The following is a 26,482-nucleotide window of genomic DNA, read 5'->3' as shown; positions in this document are numbered from 1 at the left end:
CGAGCATGGCGGGCATGGCTACTCATGTGATCACCGGGGCGGGCTCCGGCATCGGCGCGGCCGTCGCCCGCCGGCTCCACGCGCGCGGGGACGACCTCGTGCTGCACGCGCGGGACGCGGGGCGGGCGAAGGAACTGGCGGCGGACTTCCCGGGGGCGCGGACCCTGGTCGGCGACCTCGCGGACCCCGACAGGCTCAGCTGGGCCTTCTCCCACCAGTCGCTGCCGGAGCGGGTGGACTCGCTGCTGCACATCGCCGGCGTCGTCGACCTCGGGCCGGTCGGTGAGCTGACCCCCAAGTCGTGGCGCCATCAGCTCAACGTCAACCTGATCGCCCCCGCCGAACTCACCCGGCACTTCCTGCCGCAGCTGCGGGCGGCCCGCGGGCACGTGGTGTTCGTCAACTCCGGGGCGGGGCTGCGGGCGAGCGCCGACTGGTCGGCCTACGCCGCCTCCAAGCACGGGCTGAAGGCGCTGGCGGACTCACTGCGCGCGGAGGAGCACGGGAACGGGGTGCGGGTGACGTCCGTGTACCCCGGCCGTACGGCCAGTCCCATGCAGGCCAGGGTCCACCAGCAGGAGGGGAGGGCCTACGACCCCGGGGAGTGGATCGATCCCGAGTCGGTCGCGACGACGATCCTCATGGCGGTCGATCTCCCGCGGGACGCGGAGGTCAACGACCTGACGGTGCGGCCGGGCCGGTAGCGGGCGTCTCCTCACCACGGGGTGCGTGGGAGCCACGGGGGTGCGTGGGGGCCACGGGGGTGCGTGGGGCCGCCCCCGGAGTACGTAGGCTTCCGCCCGTGAACGCACACTTCAGGTTCGGGCCCGCGACGGGGATCGGTTCGATGCCCGGCGGTGACGCCAGGGAGGCCGCCAGGACGGTCGCCGGGTCCTTCGAGGACTTCCCCTTCCTCGCCGAACTGCCCGCCAGAGGCCCCGGCGCCGACATGATCGGCCGCACCGCCGGCATGCTCGTCGAGTTGTACGCGCGCGTGGAGCCCAGCGGCTGGCGCCTCGGTGACCGTCCCGGCAGGGACACCCGGCGGGCCGTGTCCTGGCTGCGGGAGGACCTCGACGCCCTGGAGGAGGCCACCCAGGGCTTCGAGGGACAGCTGAAGGTGCAGGCCGTCGGCCCGTGGAGCCTCGCCGCCGCCCTGGAACTGCGGGGCGGCGAGGCCGTCCTCTCCGACCCCGGTGCCTGCCGCGACCTCGCCGCCTCCCTCGCGGAGGGCCTGCGCCTGCACCTCGCCGAGGTGCAGCGCCGGGTCCCGGGCGCCCAGGTCGTCCTCCAGCTCGACGAGCCCTCCCTCACCGCCGTACTGCGCGGCCGCGTCAGGTCCGCCAGCGGCTACCGCACCTACCGCGCCGTGGACCGCCAGGTCGTCGAGGCCACGCTCCGCGAGGCCGCGGGGGTCCACGACGGCGGCCCCGTCGTGGTGCACTCCTGCGCGCCGGACGTCCCGTTCGCCCTGCTGCGCCGGGCCGGTGCGACGGCCGTCTCGTTCGACTTCTCGCTCCTGACCGAGCGTGACGACGAGGCGATCGGCGAGGCGGTGGAGGCGGGCACCCGGCTGTTCGCCGGTGTCGTGCCGGGCACGGACACCGCGTTGTCGGACCCTGCCGGTAGCGTCATGGGTGTCAGGACGCTGTGGCGCAGGCTGGGACTGCGACCGGACCTCCTCGCGGAGGCCGTGACGGTCACTCCGGCGTGCGGCCTCGCGGGGGCTTCCCCCGCGTACGCGCGGCAGGCCCTCGCCCACTGCGTCCGGGCGGCGAGATCCCTCGCGGACAACCCAGAGTAACGGAAGGACGACACGGTGGCCGGCGACAGGCAAGCGGAGACGACGGTGCCCACGGAGGCACGGGAGCAGCACGCGCAGCTCGCTGAGCAGATCGAGGAGCACCGCTTCCGGTACTACGTGAAGGACGCCCCCGTCATCAGCGACGCGGAGTTCGACCGCCTGCTGCGCTCCCTGGAGGCGGTGGAGGAGCGGTACCCCGAGCTGCGCACCCCCGACTCGCCCACCCAGAAGGTCTCGGGCGCGTACGAGACGGAGTTCACCGCCGTCCAGCACCGCGAGCGCATGCTCTCGCTGGACAACGCCTTCGACGACCTGGAGCTGGCCGCCTGGGCCGAGCGCGTCCACAAGGACGTCGGCGCCTCCGCCCACCACTTCCTGTGCGAGCTGAAGGTCGACGGCCTCGCCGTCAACCTGACGTACGAGAACGGGCGGCTCACCCGCGCGGCCACCCGCGGCGACGGCCGCACGGGCGAGGACATCACGCCCAACGTGCGCACCATCGCGGACATCCCCGACCGGCTGACCGGCGACGGTGTCCCGTCCCTCGTCGAGATCCGCGGCGAGGTCTACTTCCCGATGGAGAAGTTCGAGGAGCTGAACGCCCGTCTGGTCGAGGCCGGCGACAAGCCCTTCGCCAACCCGCGCAACGCGGCGGCCGGTTCCCTGCGCCAGAAGGACCCGCGCGTCACCGCGGGCCGCCCCCTGCACATGGTGGTCCACGGCATCGGCGCCCTGGAGGGGTACGAGGGCCTCGCCCGCCTCTCCGAGGCGTACGACCTCCTCAAGTCCTGGGGTCTGCCCACCTCCCGGCACAACAAGGTGGTCGACGGCCTCGACGGCGTACGGGAGTTCATCGCGTACTACGGCGAGAACCGGCACTCCGTGGAGCACGAGATCGACGGTGTCGTCGTCAAGCTCGACGAGATCCGGCTCCAGGGGCGGCTCGGTTCCACGGCCCGTGCGCCGCGCTGGGCGATCGCCTACAAGTACGCGCCTGAGGAGGTCAACACCAAGCTCCTCAACATCCGGGTGGGCGTGGGCCGCACCGGCCGCGTCACGCCGTACGCGCAGGTCGAGCCGGTGACCGTGGCCGGTTCCGAGGTCGAGTTCGCGACCCTGCACAACCAGGACGTCGTCAAGGCCAAGGGCGTCCTCATCGGCGACACCGTGGTGCTGCGCAAGGCGGGTGACGTCATTCCGGAGATCCTCGGACCGGTCGCCGACCTGCGGGACGGCAGCGAGCGCGAGTTCGTGATGCCGTCCGAGTGCCCCGAGTGCGGCACACCGCTGCGGCCGATGAAGGAGACCGACGTCGACCTGCGGTGCCCCAACGCCCGTGCGTGTCCCGCCCAGTTGCGCGAACGGCTCTTCTACCTCGCGGGCCGCAAGGCCCTGGACATCGACCACTTCGGGTACGTCGCCGCCGCGGCCCTCACCAAGCCGCTGGAGCCCGGGGAACCGCCGCTCGCCGACGAGGGCGATCTGTTCGACCTCACCATCGAGCAGTTGCTGCCGATCAAGGCGTACGTCCTCGACCAGGACAGCGGTCTGCCCAAGCGGGACCCGAAGACCGGCGAGGAGAAGATCGCCACCGTCTTCGCCAACCAGCAGGGCGAGCCGAAGAAGAACGCGCTCGCGATGCTGGACACCATCGCGGCCGCCAAGGAGCGCCCGCTGGCCCGCGTCCTCACCGGCCTGTCCATCCGGCACGTGGGTCCGGTCGCGGCCGAGGCGCTGGCCCGCGAGTTCCGCTCCGTCGACCGCATCGAGCAGGCGACCGAGGAGGAGCTGGCCGGCACCGACGGCGTCGGCCCGATCATCGCGGCCTCCCTCAAGGAGTGGTTCGCCGAGGACTGGCACCGCGAGATCCTCCGCAAGTGGAAGGCCGCCGGCGTCCGCATGGAGGAGGAGGGCTCCGGCGAGGACGAGGGTCCGCGTCCGCTGGAGGGCCTCACCGTCGTGGTCACCGGCACCCTGGAGCACTTCACCCGGGACGGCGCCAAGGACGCCCTCCAGAGCCGCGGGGCGAAGGTGACCGGATCGGTGTCGAAGAAGACCTCGTTCGTCGTTGTGGGTGACAGCCCCGGATCGAAGTACGACAAGGCGATGCAGCTCAAGGTTCCGGTGCTGGACGAGGACGGCTTCACGGTCCTGCTCGAACAGGGGCCGGAGGCGGCCGCCGAAGTCGCCCTGCCCGCCGACGGGTCGTGAAAACCGGCGGCCGAAGACCACCCGATCGGCGCATACCGGATGCTTACGGGTGCCGGGGGCGCATTCGGGCAACCGTCGACGACCGCTGCCCGTGCGGGCCCTCCGCGGCCTACTGTTGAGAAGTGCGCCCGCCGTGCCCCGCCGGGGTCGGGGCATCACCCCGCTCCTGACGAGCGGGGGCAAGGGTCTTCCAACGCGGCGCCCGCGAAAGGCCGTCGGGCAGCGGACCGCGTGGCGTGGGCACCGCCGGCTGTGAGAGGGACGGGAATGGAACCGACCGAGAGCGCCGCCCCGGACACTGGGCTGCCCCGGCGCCGGGTCACCGACGCCTGGTGGGGCAGCCGGTGGGTGGCGTGGTCAGAGCGGCCCCCGGGTGAACCGGCCCGCGCCGGCGACCCGCTCACCCGGACGGACCTGCGCGCCCCCGCCCCGTTCCCGCCCGGCACCGGCCCCTCCGGACCGTACGGCGCCGACGCGGAACGGCACCTGTCCTGGCCCGCGCTCCCGGCGGCCGTCGTCGCGGTTGCCGGATTCGCCCTCGGCGCCGCCTTCTACCGGGCCTTCACCAGCAGCCACGCGCTGTTCCCGTCCGGCACCGTCGGCTGGTCGCTGGCCGTGCTGACCGGCGTCGTCGTCGGCCACCTCGTCCTGCTCGGCCGGGCCCGCTGGTGGGGCGGCACCGGCTCCGGAGCCGCCCTCACCCTCGCCGTCCTGCTGCTCTACGGCTGGCTGCCCGCCGGTCTGGTCAGCCTCACCGTCGTCGTCCTGGTCGGCATAGCCCGCCGCCACCGCTGGCGGCAGGGCACACTGCACGGCGCGGTGGACATCCTCGGCATCGGCGCGGGCGCCCTGCTGCTGGCCGCGTGCGGGCGGGTGCCGTCCGTCGAGCGGCCCTGGACCCCCGACACCTGGACGCTCTACACCGCGCCCCAGGTGATGCTGGTCGCCGTCGCCTACCTCGCCGTCACCCGCGTCCTGCTCTGGTACCTGCACAACCCCCGCGCCAGCAGCCTGCCCACCGCCGTCCGCACGGCCCTGCTCAGACAGGGCCTGGTCGCCGTCGCCCTGCTGGGCATAGCCCCGCTGGTGTGCGTCGTCGCCGTGGCCGAGCCGGTCCTGCTGCCGCTGTTCGCCATCCCGCTCATCGCCCTCGACTCCACACTGTGGATGGCCCGCGCCCGCGCCGAGGAGCAGTTGCGCGACCCGCTCACCGGACTGCCCAACCGGCAGTGGCTCGGGGAGCGGATCTGGACCGCCCTCGACGACGCCGAACGCATCGGCGCCCGCGCGGCGCTCATGCTGATCGACCTCGACCGGTTCCGGTCGGTCAACGACACGCTCGGCCATCTCGCCGGGGACCGGCTGCTGCTCCAGATAGCCGACCGGCTCCGCCTCGCCCTCCCGCGCGGGGCCGAGGTCGCGCGGCTCGGCGGCGACGAGTTCGCCGTCTTACTGCCCGTCGCCGACTCCACGACCTCCGCGACCCGCGTCGCCCGCGGACTCGTCGCCGACCTCGGCTCACCGCTCGACCTCGACGGGCTCACCCTCGTCCTGGAGGCCAGCGCCGGAGTCGCCGTCTTCCCCGACCACGCACTCGACGCGGAAGGGCTGCTGCGGCGGGCGGACGTGGCGATGTACCAGGCCAAACGGGACCGTACGGGCGTCGAGGTCTACGAGTCCAAGCGCGACTCCAACACACCCGACCGGCTCGGCCTGCTGGGCGACCTGCGCCGCGCGCTCGACGCGCACGAGGTCCAGCTCCACTACCAGCCCAAGGTCCGCTTCGACGGACAGGTCGCCGGACTCGAGGCGCTGGTGCGGTGGGTCCACCCCGAGCGGGGGAAGGTGCCGCCGGACGAGTTCATCGCGATCGCCGAGTCCTCCGGGCTGATGCCCCGCCTCACCGAGTACGTGCTGGACACGGCCCTCGCCCAGGTCGCCCGGTGGCGGGCCCAGGGCCTGCACGTGCCCGTCGCGGTCAACGTCTCCCCGCGCGACGTGCACACCCCCGGCTTCGCCGGCTCCGTCGCGGCGCGGCTCGCGCGGCACGGGGTGCCCGCGGCGGCGCTCCAGCTCGAGATCACGGAACACGTCCTCCTGGAGGACCCGCAGCGCGCCGCCGACACCCTCAACGCGCTCACCGGACACGGCGTGAAGATGTCCCTCGACGACTTCGGCACCGGCTACTCCTCACTGGTCCATCTACGGCGCCTGCCCGTGAGCGAGCTGAAGATCGACCGGTCCTTCGTGGCCCGGCTGGCGGTGGACACCGAGGACGCGGAGATCGTGCGCTGCACGGTCGACCTCGCGCATTCCCTCGGGCTGCTCGTGGTCGCGGAGGGCGTCGAGGACGACGAGACGTGGGAGCGGCTGCGCGACCTCGGCTGCGACGCTGTGCAGGGATGGCTGGTCGCGGCGGCGATGCCGCCTGAGGAGACCACGGCGTGGCTGCGGGCCCGCGGGTCGCGGGGCTGGCAGCGGCCCGCGGCGGCGGCGTTGCCCGCGGCGTCCGAGGAGTGATCCCACCGGCTTGTCCCTCCGGCCGATCGAGGGGCGGCCCGCTCCGGCCGTGACGTCCCGCCGCCGGCGTCCCCGCCCGGCCGCCGGCGCGCTCAGCCGCCGGCCCGTCCGCGTCCCGTTCCGCCAGGCCTCCGCGACGCCCTTCCCGGCCGAGTCCCGGCCTCCGCGGCCTCGCCCGGCCGAATCCCGGCCGGGTCCCGGTAGACCGTCGGCTGACCCTCGGCACCGGTCACCCCTCGCCCGGCCGAACCCCGGCCGCCCGTCGGCCTCCGTCCCCCCTCGCCCCGCCGACTGCTGCCGGCCTCCGTGATCCCGCCGCCCGGATCCCGGCCCCGTGCCGCTCCGGTCCGCCCCGGGCCGCAGTCCCGGGCCGTGCCCGCCGCGAAGTGGTCGGTCAGCAGCCGGAGCCTCTGTTCGTGGGCTCCCTCCGGGAGGCGACCGCTGCGCATCAGGGTGGTGAGGCCGTGGAGGCCGGCCCGGCAGGTCTGCGTCAGCGGGCCGGGGTCCTCGCCGTCCGGGCCCCGCGCACCGGCCGTTTCCCGCGCGGCGGGGCCCGCGACGGCCGCCGCGACGAGGGCCGCCCGGCGAACCGTTTAACGGGGACGCGCCGCCGCCCCATAGGATTGGGGCCCGAAGCACACTCACTCACCCAGAGGAACGCTGCATGCCTGGCATCACGCGCGAGGAGGTCGCCCACCTCGCCCGGCTGGCGCGTCTGGAGCTGAAGCCCGAAGAGCTCGACCACTTCGCGGGACAGCTGGACGACATCATCGGCGCGGTCGCCCGCGTCAGCGAGGTCGCCGACCAAGACGTACCGCCGACCTCGCACCCGCTCCCGCTGACCAACGTCATGCGCGCGGACGAGGTCCGTCCGTCGCTCACCCCCGAGCAGGCGCTCTCCGGCGCCCCGGCCCAGGAGCAGCAGCGTTTCAAGGTGCCGCAGATCCTGGGGGAGGACTAACCGCAATGACGGCCAAAAACATCGAACACTGCATCAAGCTCACCGCGGCCGAGATCGCCGCGAGGATCGCCTCCGGCGACCTCACGGCCGTCGAGGTCACCGAGGCCCACCTGGCCCGCATCGAGGCCGTCGACGAGAAGGTGCACGCCTTCCTGCACGTCGACCGCGAGGGCGCGCTGGCCCAGGCCCGCGCCGTCGACGAGAAGCGGGCCCGCGGCGAGAAGCTCGGCCCGCTCGCCGGCGTTCCCCTGGCGCTCAAGGACATCTTCACCACCGAGGGCATCCCGACGACCGTCGGCTCGAAGATCCTCGAGGGCTGGATCCCGCCGTACGACGCGACGCTCACCAAGCGGCTGAAGGCCGCCGACGTGGTGATCCTCGGCAAGACCAACATGGACGAGTTCGCCATGGGGTCCTCGACGGAGAACAGCGCGTTCGGCCCCACCGGCAACCCCTGGGACCTCACCCGCATCCCCGGCGGCTCCGGCGGCGGTTCCTCCGCCGCCCTCGCCTCCTACGAGGCCCCCCTCGCCATCGGCACCGACACCGGCGGCTCCATCCGCCAGCCGGCCGCCGTCACCGGCACGGTCGGCGTGAAGCCGACGTACGGCGCGGTGTCCCGTTTCGGCATGGTCGCCTTCTCCTCCTCCCTCGACCAGGGCGGGCCCTGCGCCCGCACGGTCCTGGACGCGGCCCTGCTGCACGAGGTGATTGCCGGGCACGACCCGCTGGACTCGACGTCGATCGACGCACCCGTCCCGCCGGTCGTCGAGGCCGCCCGCAACGGCAGCGTGGCGGGGATGCGCGTCGGCGTCGTCAAGCAGTTCCGCGGCGAGGGCTACCAGGCCGGCGTCATCCAGCGGTTCGACGAGTCCGTCGCGCTGCTGAAGGAACTGGGCGCCGAGATCGTCGAGCTGGACTGCCCGTCCTTCGACCTGGCCCTGTCGGCGTACTACCTGATCGCGCCCTCCGAGTGCTCCTCCAACCTGGCCCGCTTCGACGGCCTGCGCTACGGCGTGCGCACCGGCGACGACGGCACGCGCTCCGCCGAGGACGTGACCTCCCTCACCCGTGAGGCGGGCTTCGGCCCCGAGGTCAAGCGCCGCATCATGCTCGGCACGTACGCCCTGTCGAGCGGCTACTACGACGCCTACTACGGCTCGGCCCAGAAGGTCCGCACGCTCATCACGCGCGACTTCGAGAAGGCCTTCGAGCAGGTCGACGTGATCGTCTCGCCGACCACGCCCACCACCGCCTTCCCGATCGGCGAGCGCGCCGACGACCCGATGGCGATGTACCTGGCCGACCTGTGCACCATCCCCACCAACCTGGCGGGCAACGCGGCCATGTCGCTGCCCTGCGGTCTCGCCCCCGAGGACAACCTCCCCGTCGGCCTCCAGATCATCGCCCCGGCGCTGAAGGACGACAGGCTGTACAAGGTCGGCGCCGCCGTCGAGGCCGCCTTCGTGGAAAGGTGGGGGCACCCGCTGCTCGAGGAGGCTCCGTCGCTGTGAGCAAGACCCTGTCCAAGGCCAAGGGCTTCAAGAAGTCCAAGTCCGGTCTCTACGTCTCGATGGCCACGTCGGCCTTCGGCGCGATCGGCGTCGTCAAGCAGATCAGGAAGGCCCGGACCGACAGCGACACGCTGCGGTTGCTGGACGCCGTCGTGACCGGCGCGGCGGTCGTCACCAACCTGGCCATTCTCTACCGCGAGCTGAAGCGGCTGGGCGACGACGACGTCCTGCTGGGCTGAGAGGGAAGTTTCACCGTGACCACCACGACCGACCTGGTGTCGTACGAGGACGCACTGGCGTCCTACGACCCCGTCATGGGCCTCGAGGTCCATGTCGAACTCGGCACCAAGACCAAGATGTTCTGCGGCTGTTCGACCGAGCTGGGTGCCGAGCCCAACTCGCAGACCTGCCCGGTCTGCCTCGGTCTGCCCGGCGCGCTCCCCGTCGTCAACGCGACCGGCGTCGAGTCCGCGATCAAGATCGGTCTCGCGCTGAACTGCGAGATCGCCGAGTGGTGCCGTTTCGCCCGGAAGAACTACTTCTATCCGGACATGCCGAAGAACTTCCAGACCTCCCAGTACGACGAGCCGATCGCCTTCAACGGCTACCTCGACGTGCAGCTGGAGGACGGCGAGACCTTCCGGGTGGAGATCGAGCGCGCCCACATGGAGGAGGACACCGGCAAGTCGACCCACGTGGGCGGCGCGACCGGCCGCATCCACGGCGCGTCCCACTCCCTGCTGGACTACAACCGTGCCGGCATCCCGCTCATCGAGATCGTCACCAAGCCGATCGAGGGCGCCGGGGAGCGTGCCCCCGAGGTGGCCAAGGCCTACGTCCGTGAGCTGCGCGAGGTCATCAAGGCGCTCGGCGTCTCCGAGGCCCGCATGGAGATGGGCCAGATGCGCTGCGACGTGAACCTGTCGCTGCGCCCGCACGGCACCGAGAAGTTCGGCACCCGCTCGGAGACGAAGAACGTCAACTCGCTGCGGTCCGTGGAACGCGCGGCCCGCTTCGAGATCCAGCGGCACGCCGCCGTACTGGGCGGCGGCGGGACGATCGTGCAGGAGACCCGGCACTTCCACGAGGACACCGGGTCGACGACCTCGGGCCGCGTGAAGGAGGAGGCCGAGGACTACCGGTACTTCCCGGAGCCGGACCTGGTGCCGGTGGCCCCCTCGCGCGAGTGGGTCGAGGAGATCCGCGCCGGTCTGCCCGAACTGCCGCTGGTCCGCCGCAACCGCCTGGTGGCGGAGTGGGGCATCTCGGCTACGGACATGCAGGCCATCCTCAACGCCGGTGCGCTGGACCTGATCGTCGCCACCATCGACGCCGGTGCCGACGCCGCCTCCGCCCGCAAGTGGTGGATGGGCGAACTGGCGCGCAGCGCCAACGAGTCCGGCACGGCGCTGGACGAACTGGCCATCACGCCCGAGCAGGTCGCCCGCGTCGCCGAACTGGTGAGCAGGGGCGACCTGAACGACAAGCTGGCCCGTCAGGTCATCGAGGGCGTCCTCGCGGGCGAGGGCACCCCGGACGAGGTCGTCGACAAGCGCGGGCTGAAGGTCGTCTCCGACGACTCGGCGCTCGGCACGGCGGTCGACGAGGCCATCGCCGGCAACCCGGGCGTCGCCGACAAGATCCGCGGCGGCAAGGTGGCCGCGGCCGGTGCCCTGGTCGGCGCGGTCATGAAGGCCACGCGCGGCCAGGCCGACGCGGCCCGCGTCAAGGAGCTGATCCTGGAGAAGCTGGGCGTCAGCGAGGGCTGAGCCCGGACCCCGGCACCCAGGGGGATGCGCCGACCTCGGCGCATCCCCCTTCTCCGTCTCCGGGACCGAGGCGCTACGCTCGCCCGCCATGAGTGGACGTACCGACTCCGACACCCGGGACGGCATACGGACCGACGCGACCGAGGTGCACGGCACGGACGACATGCTCCGTCCCGACCCGCTCGCCGAGGGCACCGGCGTGGACGGTCCCGACCCCCGGGAGCACGACGACGGGCACGACGAGCACGACGAGCGAGACGACGAGTACGACGAGCGAGACGACGAGCACGACGACGAGTACGACGAGCACGACGACGAGTACGCCGGTGAGGACGCCCGGCGGGCCCGCTGGACGGCGGCCGGCACCGGCGCCCTGCTCACCCTCGCCGGGTTCGCCGCGGCCCTCCTGCGCCTCACCGGCTCCGCCCCGGCCCTGGTCCCCGCCGCCTACGCCCTGGGCGCCGCCGTGTGCGCGCTCGCCGCGCTGCTGGGCTCCCGCGGCCGCACCCGGCGCGCGCTGTGGCTGCTGATCGTCGGGGTGATGGTGATGGCCGTCGGCGACCGGTCGGACTGACGGGGCGCGGTACCGGCCGGGTCCGCGGGACCTCGCCGGACGGCGGGCGTGCGCCGGAGTGTGCCGCTGCCTGCCTGTGATATTTCTCGGGCCGCTGTGAATAAGCCCACGAACCGCTCAAACGATCATCTGCGCCTGCAAGAGTGACCTCACTTTGCTCATGCGTTCTTTGCGGGCTGTTCCTTTCGTGTGCGGATGTTCCCGGTCAAAGATCCTCATAGTCCCCGGGAGCACGTTTCGTGGCAGCCCTTGCACAATGGTGTGTCCGGCGGCGCCTCGTCGCGGTCCTGCTCTGGCTCCTCGCCCTCGGCGGGACGGCCGGCGCCGCCGTGATCACGGGATCGTCGTACTCCAACGACTACGACGTCCCCGGCACCGAGTCCGGCCGGGCCGCCCGGCTGCTCGCGGAGGGTTTCCCCGGCCTCGGCGGTGACAGCGACACCGTCGTCTGGCACACCGACTCGGGCACCGTCCGCGCCGCCGCCGTCGAACAGACCATGACCCGCACCCTCGCGAGGATCGCGGACCTCCCCGGCGTCGCCTCCGTCGCCGGCCCCTACGACGACCGGGGCGCCGACCGGATCAGCGGCGACGGCCGCACCGCGTACGCCACCGTCACCTTCGAGGACAGCGCCGAGGACATCGACCGGGACGAGGCGCGGGCGGTCGTCGACACCGCCGCGTCCGCGCGGACGGAGGGGCTCCGGGTGGAGCTGGGCGGCAGCGCCGTCGCGCTCACCGAGTCCTCCGGCGGGCACCTCGCCGAGGTCGTCGGCGTGGCCGTCGCCGCCGTCGTGCTGTTCCTCGCCTTCGGCTCGCTCGCCGCCTCGCTGCTGCCCATCGCCACCGCCCTGGTCGGCGTCGGCACCGCCTACGCGGGGATCGTGCTGCTGGGGCACGCCATGACCGTCGCCGACTTCGCGCCCATGCTGGGCATGCTCGTCGGCCTCGGTGTCGGCATCGACTACGCGCTGTTCATCGTCACCCGGCACCGGCGCGGCCTCAAACGCGGGCTGCCGGTCGCCGAGGCCGCCGCGAACGCCGTCGCGACCACCGGACGGGCCGTCGTCTTCGCGGGTGCGACCGTGTGCATCGCACTGCTCGGCATGCTGATCCTGCGCCTGGACTTCCTCAACGGCGTGGCGATCGCCGCCTCCCTCACCGTCGTCCTGACGGTCGCCGCCTCCGTCACCCTGCTGCCCGCCCTGCTGTCCTTCATCGGCCCGCGCGCCCTCAGCCGCCGCGAACGGCGCCGTCTCACCGAACACGGGCCCGAGCCCGAGCTGCCGACCGGCTTCGCCGCCCGCTGGTCGGCGTTCGTGGAGCGTCGGCCCAAGCTGCTCGGCGCGCTGGCCCTCACCGTGATCGCCGGGCTCGCCCTGCCCACGCTCTCCCTCCGCCTCGGCACCTCCGACCAGGGAAACCGCCCCGAGTCCACCACCACCCGCCAGGCCTACGACCTCCTCTCCGAAGGCTTCGGCCCCGGTGTCAACGGCCCGCTGACCCTGGTCACCCGCGTCGCCGGCGCCGAGGACCGGCTCGCCCTGGACAACCTCGACGCCACCCTGCGCGGCACCGAGGGCGTGGCGGCCGTGACCCCGGTGACCTACGGGGCGGGCGGAGACACCGCGTACCTCACCGTCGTACCGGAGTCCTCGCCGCAGTCGGGGCGGACCAGCGACCTGGTCGACCTGCTGCGCGGCGAGGTGCTGCCGCGGGCCGAGGCGGGCACCTCCCTCGACGTGCAGGTGGGCGGGGTGACCGCCGGCTACGACGACTTCGCCGAGGTCATCGTCGGCAAGCTGCCGCTGTTCGTCGGTGTCGTCGTCGGCCTCGGCTGTCTGCTGCTCCTGCTCGCCTTCCGCTCCGTCGGCATCCCGGTCAAGGCCGCCGTGATGAACGTGGCCGCCGTCGCCGCCGCCTTCGGTGTCGTCGTCATGGTCTTCCAGTGGGGCTGGGGGAGCGAGGCGCTGGGCCTGGGCCGGGCCGGACCGATCGAGCCCTTCCTCCCCGTGATCATGGTCTCGGTGCTCTTCGGACTCTCCATGGACTACCAGGTCTTCCTGGTCAGCCGGATGTACGAGGAGTGGCTGGAGACCGGCGACAACCGGCGGGCCGTGCGCGTCGGGCTCGCCGAGACCAGCCGGGTGATCAACTCCGCCGCGATCATCATGATCTCCGTCTTCCTCGCCTTCGTCCTCAGCGGCGACCGGGTGATCGCCATGTTCGGCATCGCGCTGGCCGCCGCCGTCGCCCTCGACGCGTTCGTCCTGCGCACCCTCCTCGTGCCCGCGCTGATGCACCTGCTCGGCGCCGCCAACTGGTGGCTGCCCCGCTGGCTCGACCGACGGCTGCCGCGGATCAGCATCGAGCCTCCCGAGTGCCGGGCCGCCCATGAGAGGCTCACCGAGGCCGTGGCGGAACTGGAGAGGGAGCGACAGCCGGATGTACGCGATACCACTGGATGACGGGGCCGAACTGCGCCCCCTGGAGCCCTGGCACGACGAGGAGTTCCTGACGCACCTGGAGCGCGGGCGGGACTTCATCAACCAGTACATCCCGTTCGCCGCCAAGGCCACCGACGTGCCCGGGGCGCGCGAGGTGCTCCAGCGGTACGCCGACATGCGCGCCGCCGACACCGGTTCGCTGCACGGCATCTGGCTGGCGGGCGAGCTGGTCGGCGGCGTGCTCTTCCTGAACTTCGACGCCGGGCAGGCGAACTGCGAGGTCGGCTGCTGGCTCGAGCCCGCCGGAACCGGGCGCGGCCTCGTCACGCGCGCGATGCGGGTGCTCATCGACCACGCCGTCGAACAGCGCGGCATCCACCGCGTCGAGTGGGTCGCCTCCGCGGGCAACGCGCCCAGCCTCAACGTCGCCCGGCGGCTCGGATTCACCCGCGACGGCGTGCGCCGCGAGGCCTACCCCCACCGTGGGGTGCGCCACGACCTGGAAGTGTGGTCCGTGCTGGCCCACGAGTGGCGGGCCGCACGCGCGCGTGCCGCTCACAGCGATCATTAAGGAACGTCTCAGAAAGCGTCCGTACGGTGCGGGGCATGGGAACCAGGACAGTTGACGAGGCCGCTGCCGGCACGGGCGCCGAGGCCGCCGGGACGAAGCGCGACGAGGAGACGGTGGACGTCACCAGGGCCGACGCGAAGGACGAGGTGACGCCGGCCTCCGAGGACGCCGACGCCGTGCGGGACAGCGACGACGGCGACGACGGCGGCGGCGACGACGGCGGGGCCCGCGAGGAGAGCGAGGACGGCGCCGTCGTCGAGGAGAGCCGCCCGGCCGTCGGCCTGGGCGCCGGCGCCGTCGTCTCCGCCGCGCTCGGCCTGGTGTCGCTCAGCGGCGGCTGGATCGGGACCGTCGCCTCCGCGCGCCAGACCCTGGTCGGCCAGCTGGAGACGTCGTCGACCGCGAGCGTCGCCCAGCAGGTCCAGGCCGTCTACGGCGACGCCTGGCAGACCACCGCCCTGTGGGCCGGCCTGTTCGCGCTGGCCGCGCTCGTCACCGGCGTCGTGGTGCTGGCCCGGCCCGCCTTCGGAGCCCCCGGCAGGGTGCAGGCCCCCTGGATCAAGTCCGTCGCCTGGGCGGGCGTCACGCTGGGCGTGATCGGCCTGCTCCTGGCCGTCCTCAAGTACACCGACGCCCTGCTCGGACTGCCGTCCGCCGGTTGAGCCGGCACGGTTCACGAGGGGCCTCGGGAACGGCGGGTAAGCACCTTACGGCCGTACCAAAGGCCCCTTCTCGCGGCCCACCTCGGCGCCCGCCCGCTCGGCGAAGCCGTCGGCCGGCTCGCCCGGCTGCCCCTCACTCCCGGTCCCCGCCTGGCCCCGGCCGCCACCGACCCCGTCGAGGCGCTCGGCCTCACCGGCCGGGAGCGCGACGTCCTGCGCCTGGTCTCGGCCGGCCGCACCAACCGGCAGATCGCCGAGGAACTCTTCATCTCCCCGAAGACGGCGAGCGTGCACATCTCCAACATCCTGGCCAAGCTCGGTGTCTCCGGACGGGGCGAGGCGGCGGTGGCGCACCGGCTGGAACTCTTTTCGGCCGACGCCCTCCAGGCGCCGCCCGCGAGGTGAGGCGTACGCCGGCGCGAACCGGCAGGGGAGGCGCCCTTTCCACCATGTTCGGGGAACTGTTCGCACCCGGCCGGGTGCGGGGCACACCCGCGACGAGCGGAACCGCCTGGAGCCGACCAGGCAGGACGTCGGCGACGCCGCCCCCGGACACGGGCCGATGGACCTCGCGTCCGGAAAGGTCGTCGTGCGACCGCCCGATCCCGCGGACGAGGCGGGCGCGGCCCCGACGGAGGAGCCCCGCGGCCGAGAGCGGGGTTTCCCGGCGCCCGTACGCCTCAGCTCACCTTCAGCTCCAGGATCCGGTCGTCGCCCTTCTCCGGCGTGCCCCGGCCGTCGGTGTTGCTGGTCGTCACCCACAGCTTGTCGCCGCCCGCCGCCACCACGGTCCGCAGCCTGCCGTACTCACCCTCCAGGAACGCCTGCGGGGCGGCCGACGCCGCCGTGCCCTTCAGCGGGACGCGCCACAGGCGCTGCCCGCGCAGACCCGCCAGCCACATCGAGCCCTCGGCGTAGGCGACACCGCTGGGCGAGGCGTCGTCGGTGCTCCACTGGGCCACCGGGTCGCGGTACTTCGCGTCGCCGGCCTTGCCCTCGGCCTCCGGCCAGCCGTAGTTGCCGCCCGGCACGATCGCGTTCAGCTCGTCCCAGGTGTTCTGGCCGAACTCGGCGGCGAACAGGCGCTGCTTCGCGTCCCAGGCGAGGCCCTGCACATTGCGGTGGCCGTACGAGTACACCGGGGAGTCGGGGAAGGGGTTGCCCGTGGCCGGCTCGCCCTCCGGGGTCAGCCGCAGGATCTTGCCGCCCAGGGAGTCCTTGTCCTGGGACAGACCCTGCTGTCCGCTCTCGCCGGTGCCCACGTACAGCATCCGGTCCGGGCCGAAGGCGATGCGTCCGCCGTTGTGGATCATGCCCTTGGGGATGCCCCGGAACACCGTGTCCGGCGCGCCCAGCTGGTCGCCGGCGGGCCGGTCGGCGTCGTACAGCATGCGCACGACGCGGTTGTCGGACGCCGAGGTGAAGTAGGCGTAGACCATGTGGTCCGAGGCGTAGTCCGGGGAGAGGGCGATGCCGAGCAGGCCGCCCTCGCCGGCCGCCGAGACGCCCGGTACCTCGCCCAGCTCGGTCTTCCCGCCGCCGTCCGTGTCGACCAGGGTGATCGTCCCCCGGTCGCGGGAGGCCACGAGCAGGCCGCCCTCGGGGAGCGGCGCGAGGCCCCAGGGGGTGTCGAGGCCCTCGGTGACGGTACGCACCACCTCGACCGTGCCCTTCGCGGGCGGGGTCTCCTCGGCCGCCGGTGAGGAGCCGGCGGCCGAGGGGCTCGCGGACGGGCTCGGGGCGGCCCTCGGGGACCCTCCGTCGTCCGAGGAGCAGCCCGCCGTCAGCAGGAGCACACTCGCGGCCACTACGGCCGTCACTGCGCGACGTTGCACGATCTTGGTCCCTTCGACGCGGCGGTCCAGCGGCAGGTTCTCCTTGTCATACACCGCCCACGCCCCACGGGTTCCCGATCCCCGGAACCCGACGCGGCGGCGCCCCCGCCTCCTGTGAGCTCCCGGCTCGCGCGCGACCCCGCCCGCTCCGCGGCAGGCGTCACGGCCTCAGTCCCACGAGCCCCGGGCCGCCGGCAGCGCCGCCACCTCGGCCAGGTCCCGCCCGGTCAGCCGCAGCCGGGCCGAGCCCGCGTTCTGCGCCACCCACCGTTCCTGCTTGGCCCCCGGTACCGGCACCACGTGCCGACCCTGCGCCAGCACCCAGGCCAGCGCCACCTGCGCGGCCGTCACGTCCTCGCCGTGCCGGGCCGCCACCCGGCGCAGACCGGCGACGATCGGCTGGTTCGCGGCCGTCATCTCGGCGGTGAACCGGGGGTGCCGGGCCCGCATGTCGTCTCGTTCGAAGCCCTCGCCGGGGGTCAGCGTGCCGGTGAGGAAACCATTCCCCAGGGGCATGGCCGCGAGGAAGCCGATGCCGCGCGACTCGCACCACGGCAGCAGCGCGTCCAGTGCCTCCGCGGACCACACCGACAGCTCCGCCTCCACCGCGCTCACCGGGAAGACCTGCTGCACCCGCAGCAGCTGCCGGATCGTCGCGTCGTACAGCCGGCCGCCCGCACGGCGCCCGCCGCGCGCGCCCACCGCGCACAGCCCCAACGCCCGCACCTTGCCCGCCCGGACCAGGTCGGACATCGCGCCCCAGGTCTCCTCGACCGGGACCTCGGGATCGGCACGGTGCAACTGGTAGAGGTCGATGACGTCCGTCTGGAGCCGCCGCAGAGACGCGTCGCACGCCCGTCTCACGTACCCGGGGCGGCCGTTGGCCACGATGTGCTGGTCGCCGACCAGCAGCCCCACCTTCGTCGACACGAACGCGTCCCCGCGCCGCTCCTTCAACACCCGCCCCAGCAGAAGCTCGTTGGTGAACGGCCCGTACATGTCGGCGGTGTCCAGCAGGGAGACACCCAGGTCCAGCGCCCGGTGCAACGCCCGCAGCGACTCGTCGCCCCGCTGCCGCGACCCGCTGTACCCCCAGCTCATCGGCATGCACCCGAGTCCGACGGCCCCCACCGCGAGCGCCGCCGCGCCGATCGTCCTGCGCTCCACCTGCTCGTGACCCTCCCTCGCCCGGCCCACCAACCTAACCTCTGCACGCGCGCGTGCCTGACATAGCCTCCTGACCATGACTGCTGACGTGTGGCTGCCCATCCCGCCGGACGAGATCGAAGGACTCCCCGAGGGGCTCAACCCCCTCTTCTGGGACGGGGGCCCCGACGGAGAGCAGCAGTTCCCCGGCGACCCCGCCGACTGCGTCTTCTACGTGGTGCCCTACATGAAGCGGCAGTCCGTGAAGGTGCGTCCGCTGGCGGAGCTGCGCCGGGTCCGGGTCGTCCAGACGCTCACCGCCGGCGTCGACGACGTCACCGAGAGCCTGGCCGACCTCCCGCCCGGCGTGCGGTTGTGCAACGCGCGCGGGGTGCACGAGGCGAGCACCGCCGAGCTGGCGCTCACCCTCACGCTGGCCTCCCTGCGAGGCATCCCGAAGTTCGTGCGCGCCCAGGAACAGGGCCACTGGCAGGGCGAGTTCCACCCCGCGCTCGCCGACCGGAACGTCCTCGTCGTCGGGTACGGCGCGATCGGCTCGGCGATCGAGGACCGGCTCGTGCCGTTCGAGGTCGCGCGGGTGGCGCGCGTCGCGCGCTCCGCGCGCGCTACGGAGCGCGGCCCCGTGCGCCCATTCACCGAACTGCCCGCACTGCTGCCCGAGGCGGACGTCGTCATCCTCTCCACGCCCCTGACCGAGACCACGCGCGGTCTGGTGAACGCCGACTTCCTCGCCCGGATGAAGGACGGCGCGCTGCTCGTCAACGTCGCCCGCGGCGCGGTCGTCGACACCGAGGCCCTGCTCACCGAGCTGGAGAGCGGCCGGCTCACCGCCGCCCTGGACGTCACCGACCCCGAACCCCTGCCCCCGGGCCACCCGTTGTGGCAGGCGCCCGGCGTCCTGATCAGCCCGCACGTCGGCGGGCCCACCTCCGCCTTCCTGCCGCGCGCCAAGCGGCTGCTGGCCGACCAGTTGGGCCGATTCGTGAACCGGGAGCCCCTGCGCAACGTGATCCTCACGACGGGCGCCGCCGACCAGGCATGAGGACCACGGCCCGCACGCGACGCGTTCCGGGCACCCTCCGCAGTCCCCCGGACGCGTTCCGTACGGGCACAGTCGCTGGTCGTCACTGAGCGTAGAGAAGCTATGTCCCTGAGTGACGATCCTGGTGTATCGTCCCGACAGGGGCTGCGCCGCGCACCGTTCGGCGCCGGGGTTGGACATCTCAGACTGTGAGGGGGGCGACGGGCGATGCACGGCCTATGGACGAACGACCCGACGCGGCGGAGCCGCCGCCGACGACCCTGTTGCACGGCCAGGCGCGCGGGCGATGGCCCCACCGGTCACCGAAGTCGGCACGGCGGTCGTCACCGCCGCGGGCACAGCGGCCGCCGCGATCACGCGCACCCGGCGCACCGGGGCGTGCGGGACGCGGGAGCGGCACGGACCGGGAGGCCCCGGTGAGTTCGCCACCGACCTCCACGACCCTCCTCGACGGAGCGCCGCGGACGCAGGCCCCGAAGGGAACGCCGCCCGCCAGGCCGCCGTCCCCCGGCAGCCCCGGCTCGAACACCGTCCACCAACTCCTGCTGGCCCTGATCTGCGCGGGATACGCCGTCGGTTCCGCGCTCGGCTGGGGCTCCGACCGCGCCGCGCTCATCATGGGCGACTTCGGACTGTCCGCGGCGGCGGCCGCCGCCTCCGTGTCCTGCTTCCTCTACGCGCGCACCCGCCGCGTCCGCCTGCGCCCGGCCTGGCTGCTGTTCTCGTTCTCGTCGGCCATGGCGGCTCTGGGCAATCTGGTCTGGGGGTGGTACGAGGTCGTCCTGGAGCGTCCCGTGCCCAGCCCCAGCTACGCCGACGTGTTCTTCCTGTGCTTCGCGCCGCCCGCGATCGTGGGCCTGCTGGTGCTCGCCGCCCGGCCCGTGACCAAGGCCGGCTGGGTCTGCCTCGCGCTCGACGCCTGGCTGATCGCCGGCTCGCTGCTCACCCTCTCCTGGAGCCTCGCGCTCGCCCAGGCCGCGGAACTCGACGGACCCGGCGTGGCGCACGCCGCGCTCACCCTGGCGTATCCGCTGCTCGACATCGCCCTGGTCAGCATGGTGCTCGTGCTGCACTTCCGGCGCTCACCCGTGAACCGCACGCCGGTCAACACCGCCGTCAGCGCCCTCGCGCTGACCGTGATGTGCGACGCCCTGTTCACCTCCCCGCTGATGCACAACAACTACCGCTCGGGCCAGCTCCTCGACGCCGGCTGGTTCGCCGGCTCCCTGCTCCTCGCCTACGCCCCCTGGGCCGCCGGCCGGCACCACCGGGCGAGGGCCGCGGGGCACACGCGCGTGGTGCACGAGCACCTGCCCGGACAGCGCACGGCCGGCCGGCCGCCCCGGCCGCCCGTGCGGACCCCCGCGCGGGGAGCCGACCCGAGCCGCTTTCCGGGCACCCGCCCCATCACCGGCTCCCTCGCCGCCCTCACGCCCTATCTCGCCGCCGCCGTCTGCACCCTGGGGATCCTCTACAACGTCCTCAACGGCCGCAGCGTCGACCGGGTCGTCCTCCTCACCGGCGGCGCCGTGGTGCTGGCCCTCGTGGTGCGCCAGGGCATCATGCTGCTCGACAACATCACCCTCACCCAGGAACTGGCCCAGAAGGAGAACCACTTCCGCTCCCTGGTGCAGGGCTCCAGCGACGTCATCATGATCGCCGCCCCCAGCGGTGTGCTGCGCTACGTCTCCCCGGCCGCCGCCGGTGTCTACGGACGCTCCGCCGAGGACCTGGTGGGCACCGAGCTGGCCGACCTCATCCACCCGGAGGACCTGGGGTGCGTGGTGCACGAGGTGCGCCGCTTCCTGGCCGCCAGCCCCCAGGAGGAACCCACCACCCGCATCGAGTGCCGTTTCCGCTCCGGCGACGGGGGCTGGCTGAACGTCGAGTCCACCGTCAACCGGCATTACGGCGGCCTGATCTTCAACAGCCGGGACGTGACCGAGCGGGTGCGCCTCCAGGCCCAGCTCCAGCACAACGCCGAGCACGACCCGCTCACCGACCTGCCCAACCGCTCCCTGTTCACCCGGCGCGTGCAGCAGGCGCTCTCCGGCCGCCGCAGCTCCGACCGGGGCACCGCCCTGCGCAACACCGCGGTCCTCTTCATCGACCTCGACGGCTTCAAGGCCGTCAACGACACCATCGGCCACCAGGCCGGCGACGAACTCCTCGTCCAGGCCGCCCGCAGGCTCCAGGAAGCCGTCCGGCAGGGGGACACCGCCTCCCGGCTCGGCGGTGACGAGTTCGCCGCCCTGATCGTCGGCGACGGCACCCGCGACCGCGGCGCCCGCGAGGGCCACATACTGGAACTCGCCGACCGGCTGCGGATCACGCTCTCCCAGCCCTATCTGATCGACGGCAACGAGGTGCGGGTCGCCGCCTCCATCGGGGTGGCCTTCGCCGAGGCCGGGTTCGGCGCCGGCGAACTGCTGCGCAACGCCGACCTCGCGATGTACCGGGCCAAGGCGGCCGGCAAGGGCCGGGTCGAGCTGTACAAGCCGCAGATGCAGCAGGACGTCGTACGGAAGGCGGCGCTGGCGACGCGGTTGCGGGCCGCGTTGCACGACGGCGAGTTCGCGCTGCTGCACCAGCCCGTGGTGCGGCTGGAGGACGGCCGGATCTCGTCGGTCGCGGCGCAGCCCCGATGGCGGTCCTCCCAGGGCGTGCTGTTCACCCCCGCCGAGTTCCTCCGGGTGGCGGACGAGGGCGACCGGACCGCCGAGCTGGGCCGCTGGGTGCTGGAGCAGGCCGTCGAGCAGGCCGCCGACCGCACCGCGAGCGGGCTGAACGTACCGGTGGTGATCCAGGTGGGTGCCCGGCGGCTGCTGGACCGCTCGCTGCCGCCGGGGTCCGTCGAGGCGCTGCTCACCCGGCACGGGCTGCCGTCCGGGGCGCTGGTGATAGAGCTGTCCGACATCGATGCCGCAGTGGCACTGGACGAGCTGGAGCGCCGGCTCGCCGCGCTCAGGCGCCTCGGTGTCCGGATCGCGCTGGACGGCTTCGGCGGCGGCGTGGCCATAACGGCCCTGCGTCGGCTCCCCGTGGACATACTGAAACTCGACCGCGCCCTGGTCGAGGGGGTCGTGGAGTCCGCGCGGCTGCACAAGATCACCAGTGGGCTGCTGCGGATCGCCGGCGACCTGGGGCTCCAGTCCGTGGCCGAGGGCGTGGACCTGCCCGAGCAGGTCGTCGCCCTGCGCGCGATGGGCTGCACACACGGGCAGGGCATGGCGTTCGCCGGGCCGCTCGACGAGTACCGGCTGCGCAGGGCGCTCGGCCGGGGCAGCTGTCCGCTGCCGCACGGGCCCGCCGAGCCCGCGTTCGCCGGGGGCGGCGCGGGGGTGTGCACCGGGGGTGTGCCGGCGGTCCTGGGAGGCGGCGGCCTCGGTGGTGGCACGACCCTCCGTTCACATAATGAGACCCCCGTCCCACCCACTTGACAGTCGGTGCGTGCCGGGGGGAGGGTCAATGCCATGCGCACCCGAATTCTCGTACTTGGACAGCGCGTCGGCTGAGCTGGGAACCACCGGAGGACGATCCGGAATCCCCAGCGACCACACCGGCGCGCTCCCCTCGCTTGCCTTTTGGCACGAGGGGTTTTTTGTTGCACCAGCACCTGTCGTCCAGCAGTCCGACACCGCACGAACCTCGCAAAAACCCTCAGCATCGAGAAGAGAATGCCGATGACCGAGCAGGCCACCGGGGCCCATCACCCGCAGCCGCGGCCCCGATCCGGAGGACAGCACTCCGCGTCCGTCGAGCACGTGACGGGTGCGCAGTCCCTCATCCGTTCTCTCGAGGAGGTCGGCGCCGACACGGTATTCGGCATTCCCGGCGGTGCGATCCTTCCCGCCTACGACCCGCTGATGGACTCGACCAGGGTCCGGCACGTCCTGGTCCGTCACGAGCAGGGCGCGGGCCACGCCGCCACCGGCTACGCGCAGGCCACCGGCAAGGTCGGCGTCTGCATGGCGACCTCCGGCCCCGGCGCCACCAACCTGGTCACCCCGATCGCCGACGCGCACATGGACTCGGTGCCGCTGGTCGCGATCACCGGCCAGGTCGCGTCCAAGGCGATCGGCACGGACGCCTTCCAGGAGGCGGACATCGTCGGCATCACCATGCCGATCACCAAGCACAACTTCCTCGTCACCAAGGCCGAGGACATCCCGCGGATCATCGCGCAGGCGTTCCACATCGCCTCCACCGGCCGCCCCGGCCCGGTCCTGGTCGACATCGCCAAGGACGCCCTCCAGGCGAAGACCACCTTCTCCTGGCCGCCCACCATGGACCTGCCCGGCTACCGCCCGGTGACCAAGCCGCACGCCAAGCAGATCCGCGAGGCCGCCAAGCTGATCACCGCCGCCAAGCGGCCGGTCCTCTACGTCGGCGGCGGTGTCCTCAAGGCCGGTGCGACCGCCGAGCTGAAGGTCCTCGCCGAGCTGACCGGCGCGCCCGTCACCACCACCCTGATGGCGCTGGGCGCGTTCCCCGACACCCACCCGCAGCACCTGGGCATGCCCGGCATGCACGGCTCGGTGGCCGCCGTCACCGGACTGCAGAAGGCCGACCTGATCGTCGCCCTCGGGGCCCGCTTCGACGACCGCGTCACCGGCAGGCTCGACAGCTTCGCGCCGTACGCCAAGATCGTGCACGCGGACATCGACCCGGCCGAGATCGGCAAGAACCGCGCCGCCGACGTGCCGATCGTGGGCGACGCCCGCGAGGTCCTCGCCGACCTGATCCAGGCCGTGCAGAAGGAGCACACCGAGACCGGTCCGGGCGACTACAGCGCCTGGTGGAAGGACCTGAGCCGCTGGCGCGAGACCTACCCGCTGGGCTACGACCAGCCCGCGGACGGCTCGCTCTCCCCCCAGCAGGTCATCGAGCGCATCGGGCAGCTCGCGCCCGAGGGCACGGTGTTCGCGGCGGGCGTCGGCCAGCACCAGATGTGGGCCGCGCACTTCATCAAGTACGACAAGCCCGCCACCTGGCTGAACTCCGGCGGCGCCGGGACGATGGGCTACGCGGTCCCGGCCGCGATGGGCGCCAAGGCGGGCGTCCCCTCGAAGACCGTCTGGGCGATCGACGGCGACGGCTGCTTCCAGATGACCAATCAGGAACTGACCACCTGCGCCCTGAACAACATCCCGATCAAGGTCGCCATCATCAACAACGGCGCCCTCGGGATGGTCCGCCAGTGGCAGACCCTCTTCTACAACCAGCGCTACTCCAACACCGTGCTGCACAGCGGCCCGGACGCGGACGGCGCCGCGGCGCCGAACGCCGGCACCCGCGTCCCCGACTTCGTGAAGCTGTCGGAGGCCATGGGCTGCCACGCCATCCGCTGCGAGTCCCTGGACGACCTGGACAAGGTCATCGAGGAGGCGAACTCGATCAACGACCGCCCGGTCGTCGTGGACTTCATCGTCCACGAGGACGCGATGGTGTGGCCGATGGTCGCCGCCGGCACCTCCAACGACGAGATCATGGCCGCACGGGACGTCCGCCCCGACTTCGGCGACAACGAAGACGACTGAGCGAGGAAGACCCAAGAGACATGTCCAAGCACACGCTCTCCGTCCTGGTGGAGAACACGCCCGGCATCCTCGCCCGGATCGCCGCCCTGTTCTCCCGCCGCGGCTTCAACATCGACTCGCTCGCGGTCGGCGTCACCGAGCACCCCGAGATCTCGCGCATCACCATCGTGGTGAACGTGATCGAGGAACTGCCGCTCGAACAGGTCACCAAGCAGCTCAACAAGCTCGTCAACGTGCTGAAGATCGTCGAGCTGGAACCCGGATCGGCCGTCCAGCGCGAACTCGTCCTGGTGAAGGTGCGTGCCGACAACGAGACGCGCTCGCAGATCGTCGAGATCGTCCAGCTGTTCCGCGCCAAGACCGTGGACGTCTCCCCGGAAGCCGTGACCATCGAGGCCACCGGCGGCAGCGACAAGCTCTCCGCCATGCTCAAGATGCTGGAACCGTACGGCATCAAGGAGCTGGTCCAGTCCGGCACGATCGCGATCGGCCGCGGCTCCCGTTCGATCACCGACCGCTCCCTGCGCGCACTCGACCGGTCGGCGTAACGACGGAACACGGGCGGCCGACACCGGCCGCCCGTATACCGAGACCCCGAAACTTCCCTTCCCCCCGCCGTCATACGGTGGGACGCAACACCTGCACACCAAGGAGAGAACCCAAAGTGGCCGAGCTGTTCTACGACGCCGACGCCGACCTGTCCATCATCCAGGGCCGCAAGGTCGCGGTCATCGGCTACGGCAGCCAGGGCCACGCCCACGCCCTGTCGCTGCGCGACTCCGGTGTGGACGTGCGGGTCGGTCTGCACGAGGGCTCCAAGTCGAAGGCCAAGGCCGAGGAGCAGGGCCTGCGCGTGGTGAGCCCGGCGGAGGCCGCCGCCGAGGCCGACCTCATCATGATCCTGATCCCGGACCCGATCCAGGCCCAGGTCTACGAGGAGTCCATCGCCCCGAACCTGAAGGACGGCGACGCCCTGTTCTTCGCGCACGGCTTCAACGTGCGCTTCGGCTTCATCAAGGCCCCGGCCGGCGTGGACGTCGCCCTGGTCGCCCCGAAGGGCCCGGGTCACCTGGTCCGCCGCCAGTACGAGGAGGGCCGCGGCGTCCCCGCGATCGCGGCCGTCGAGCAGGACGCCACCGGCAGCGCCTTCGCCCTGGCCCTGTCGTACGCCAAGGCCATCGGCGGTACCCGCGCCGGTGTCATCAAGACCACCTTCACCGAGGAGACCGAGACCGACCTGTTCGGTGAGCAGGCCGTGCTGTGCGGCGGCACCTCGGCGCTGGTCAAGGCCGGCTTCGAGACCCTGGTCGAGGCCGGCTACCAGCCGGAGATCGCCTACTTCGAGTGCCTGCACGAGCTGAAGCTGATCGTGGACCTCATGTACGAGGGCGGCCTGGAGAAGATGCGCTGGTCGGTCTCCGAGACCGCCGAGTGGGGCGACTACGTCACCGGCCCGCGCATCATCACGGACGCCACCAAGGCCGAGATGAAGCAGGTCCTCGCCGAGATCCAGGACGGCACCTTCGCCCAGCAGTGGATGGACGAGTACCACGGCGGTCTGAAGAAGTACAACGAGTACAAGACGGCCGACTCCGAGCACCTGCTGGAGACCACCGGCAAGCAGCTCCGCAAGCTGATGAGCTGGGTCGACGAGGAGGCGTAAGCCTCACGCCGGGGGCCGGAGCGGATCGCTCCGGCCCCTTCGGCCGGGACCTGTCCGGCGGGATCCGGCGGACAGGCCCTGACCCCGGGTAACGCCGTGTGCCACGGTGTTGTCCAACCCGTCCAGCCACGGACGGGTGATCCTTCCGCAGAGGCGCAAGGCGCTCCTCGCCGCGGCACTACACTGCTGCACTAATACGCGT

19 protein-coding genes and 2 pseudogenes are annotated in these 26,482 nt (G+C 72.5%); 19 read left to right on the top strand and 2 right to left on the bottom strand.

All coding sequences use genetic code 11. The features are described 5' to 3' along the window. Nucleotides 1–5 precede the first annotated feature (5 nt). The 14 genes and pseudogenes from ACIP5W_RS25540 to ACIP5W_RS25475 all read left to right on the top strand — a co-directional run. On the top strand, nt 6–704 hold the full coding sequence (locus tag ACIP5W_RS25540) for an SDR family oxidoreductase (protein WP_401477905.1): 699 nt from the start codon (nt 6–8) through the stop codon (nt 702–704). 98 nt (nt 705–802) lie between these two features. Further along, entirely contained in the window at nt 803–1,804 is a 1,002-nt protein-coding gene (locus tag ACIP5W_RS25535; RefSeq protein ID WP_401477902.1) for a methionine synthase, read from the top strand. Nucleotides 1,805–1,819: 15 nt separating this feature from the next. Further along, entirely contained in the window at nt 1,820–4,015 is a 2,196-nt protein-coding gene (gene ligA / locus ACIP5W_RS25530; protein WP_401477899.1) for an NAD-dependent DNA ligase LigA, read from the top strand. 267 nt (nt 4,016–4,282) lie between these two features. Then, nucleotides 4,283–6,535 (top strand): putative bifunctional diguanylate cyclase/phosphodiesterase, encoded by a 2,253-nt coding sequence (locus ACIP5W_RS25525; protein WP_401477896.1) that lies wholly within the window; start codon nt 4,283–4,285, stop codon nt 6,533–6,535. Between the two features lie 664 nt (nt 6,536–7,199). Further along, nucleotides 7,200–7,496: an Asp-tRNA(Asn)/Glu-tRNA(Gln) amidotransferase subunit GatC gene (gatC, locus tag ACIP5W_RS25520; protein WP_018531282.1), complete on the top strand. Its 297-nt coding sequence runs from the start codon at nt 7,200–7,202 to the stop codon at nt 7,494–7,496. A gap of 5 nt (nt 7,497–7,501) precedes the next feature. After that, nucleotides 7,502–9,010 carry an Asp-tRNA(Asn)/Glu-tRNA(Gln) amidotransferase subunit GatA gene (gene gatA / locus ACIP5W_RS25515; protein WP_401477893.1) on the top strand — a complete coding sequence of 503 codons (1,509 nt, stop codon included), beginning with the start codon at nt 7,502–7,504 and terminating at the stop codon, nt 9,008–9,010. Further along, nucleotides 9,007–9,249: a hypothetical protein gene (locus ACIP5W_RS25510; protein WP_382793859.1), complete on the top strand. Its 243-nt coding sequence runs from the start codon at nt 9,007–9,009 to the stop codon at nt 9,247–9,249. Before gatA ends, ACIP5W_RS25510 begins: the two co-directional genes overlap by 4 nt. Nucleotides 9,250–9,264: 15 nt before the next feature. After that, the gene (gene gatB / locus ACIP5W_RS25505) at nt 9,265–10,779 is read left to right on the top strand and encodes an Asp-tRNA(Asn)/Glu-tRNA(Gln) amidotransferase subunit GatB (RefSeq protein WP_401477889.1); all 1,515 of its coding nucleotides are present in this window, start codon (nt 9,265–9,267) and stop codon (nt 10,777–10,779) included. Between the two features lie 88 nt (nt 10,780–10,867). Beyond that, nucleotides 10,868–11,353 carry a hypothetical protein gene (locus tag ACIP5W_RS25500; protein ID WP_401477886.1) on the top strand — a complete coding sequence of 162 codons (486 nt, stop codon included), beginning with the start codon at nt 10,868–10,870 and terminating at the stop codon, nt 11,351–11,353. A gap of 239 nt (nt 11,354–11,592) precedes the next feature. Beyond that, nucleotides 11,593–13,821 (top strand): MMPL family transporter, encoded by a 2,229-nt coding sequence (locus ACIP5W_RS25495; RefSeq protein WP_401477883.1) that lies wholly within the window; start codon nt 11,593–11,595, stop codon nt 13,819–13,821. Beyond that, nucleotides 13,799–14,371: a GNAT family N-acetyltransferase gene (locus tag ACIP5W_RS25490; RefSeq protein WP_401477880.1), complete on the top strand. Its 573-nt coding sequence runs from the start codon at nt 13,799–13,801 to the stop codon at nt 14,369–14,371. The genes ACIP5W_RS25495 and ACIP5W_RS25490 overlap by 23 nt, the downstream gene beginning before the upstream one ends. Before the next feature lie 35 nt (nt 14,372–14,406). Then, nucleotides 14,407–15,033: a hypothetical protein gene (locus ACIP5W_RS25485; RefSeq protein WP_401477877.1), complete on the top strand. Its 627-nt coding sequence runs from the start codon at nt 14,407–14,409 to the stop codon at nt 15,031–15,033. A 69-nt stretch (nt 15,034–15,102) separates the two neighbouring features. Next, nucleotides 15,103–15,438 (top strand): annotated as a pseudogene (locus ACIP5W_RS25480) (LuxR C-terminal-related transcriptional regulator); the annotation flags it as partial. Next, nucleotides 15,353–15,571 (top strand): annotated as a pseudogene (locus tag ACIP5W_RS25475) (hypothetical protein); the annotation flags it as partial. The pseudogenes ACIP5W_RS25480 and ACIP5W_RS25475, both read left to right, overlap by 86 nt. A 142-nt stretch (nt 15,572–15,713) precedes the next feature. Here ACIP5W_RS25475 and ACIP5W_RS25470 read toward each other — a convergent pair. Next, complete coding sequence (locus ACIP5W_RS25470; protein WP_401478026.1) at nt 15,714–16,868, bottom strand: PQQ-dependent sugar dehydrogenase; 1,155 nt, start codon at nt 16,866–16,868, stop codon at nt 15,714–15,716. Between the two features lie 168 nt (nt 16,869–17,036). Further along, nucleotides 17,037–18,035, bottom strand: a complete 999-nt coding sequence (locus ACIP5W_RS25465; RefSeq protein ID WP_401477874.1) for an aldo/keto reductase — start codon at nt 18,033–18,035, stop codon at nt 17,037–17,039. Between the two features lie 76 nt (nt 18,036–18,111). Between ACIP5W_RS25465 and ACIP5W_RS25460 the strand changes: the two genes are divergently transcribed. The 5 genes from ACIP5W_RS25460 to ilvC all read left to right on the top strand — a co-directional run bounded on the left by ACIP5W_RS25460 (nt 18,112) and on the right by ilvC (nt 26,280). Then, the gene (locus tag ACIP5W_RS25460; RefSeq protein WP_401477871.1) at nt 18,112–19,077 is read left to right on the top strand and encodes a 2-hydroxyacid dehydrogenase; all 966 of its coding nucleotides are present in this window, start codon (nt 18,112–18,114) and stop codon (nt 19,075–19,077) included. Nucleotides 19,078–19,493: 416 nt separating this feature from the next. Next, complete coding sequence (locus tag ACIP5W_RS25455) at nt 19,494–22,517, top strand: putative bifunctional diguanylate cyclase/phosphodiesterase (RefSeq protein WP_401477868.1); 3,024 nt, start codon at nt 19,494–19,496, stop codon at nt 22,515–22,517. A 243-nt stretch (nt 22,518–22,760) separates the two neighbouring features. Next, on the top strand, nt 22,761–24,617 hold the full coding sequence (locus ACIP5W_RS25450) for an acetolactate synthase large subunit (protein WP_401477865.1): 1,857 nt from the start codon (nt 22,761–22,763) through the stop codon (nt 24,615–24,617). Nucleotides 24,618–24,637: 20 nt separating this feature from the next. Beyond that, entirely contained in the window at nt 24,638–25,165 is a 528-nt protein-coding gene (gene ilvN, locus ACIP5W_RS25445; RefSeq protein ID WP_356562102.1) for an acetolactate synthase small subunit, read from the top strand. A 116-nt stretch (nt 25,166–25,281) separates the two neighbouring features. Beyond that, a complete protein-coding gene (gene ilvC, locus ACIP5W_RS25440) occupies nt 25,282–26,280 on the top strand; it encodes a ketol-acid reductoisomerase (protein ID WP_401477861.1) in 999 nt (332 codons plus the stop codon). Nucleotides 26,281–26,482 lie beyond the last annotated feature (202 nt).

The organism is Streptomyces sp. NPDC088766, from assembly GCF_044750845.1.
GTDB lineage: Bacteria > Actinomycetota > Actinomycetes > Streptomycetales > Streptomycetaceae > Streptomyces.
Note: the sequence above shows the minus strand (reverse complement) of the source record. Positions and strands in the feature narration are given on the sequence as shown.

Bases quoted from the DNA above. Each gene is read 5' to 3' on its own strand.
- ACIP5W_RS25490 (WP_401477880.1), top strand. From the start codon at position 13,799: ATGTACGCGATACCACTGGATGACGGGGCCGAACTGCGCCCCCTGGAG.
- ACIP5W_RS25450 (WP_401477865.1), top strand. From the start codon at position 22,761: ATGACCGAGCAGGCCACCGGGGCCCATCACCCGCAGCCGCGGCCCCGA.
- ACIP5W_RS25460 (WP_401477871.1), top strand. From the start codon at position 18,112: ATGACTGCTGACGTGTGGCTGCCCATCCCGCCGGACGAGATCGAAGGA.
- ACIP5W_RS25485 (WP_401477877.1), top strand. From the start codon at position 14,407: ATGGGAACCAGGACAGTTGACGAGGCCGCTGCCGGCACGGGCGCCGAG.
- ACIP5W_RS25525 (WP_401477896.1), top strand. From the start codon at position 4,283: ATGGAACCGACCGAGAGCGCCGCCCCGGACACTGGGCTGCCCCGGCGC.
- gatA (WP_401477893.1), top strand. From the start codon at position 7,502: ATGACGGCCAAAAACATCGAACACTGCATCAAGCTCACCGCGGCCGAG.
- ACIP5W_RS25540 (WP_401477905.1), top strand. From the start codon at position 6: ATGGCGGGCATGGCTACTCATGTGATCACCGGGGCGGGCTCCGGCATC.
- ACIP5W_RS25500 (WP_401477886.1), top strand. From the start codon at position 10,868: ATGAGTGGACGTACCGACTCCGACACCCGGGACGGCATACGGACCGAC.
- ilvN (WP_356562102.1), top strand. From the start codon at position 24,638: ATGTCCAAGCACACGCTCTCCGTCCTGGTGGAGAACACGCCCGGCATC.
- gatC (WP_018531282.1), top strand. From the start codon at position 7,200: ATGCCTGGCATCACGCGCGAGGAGGTCGCCCACCTCGCCCGGCTGGCG.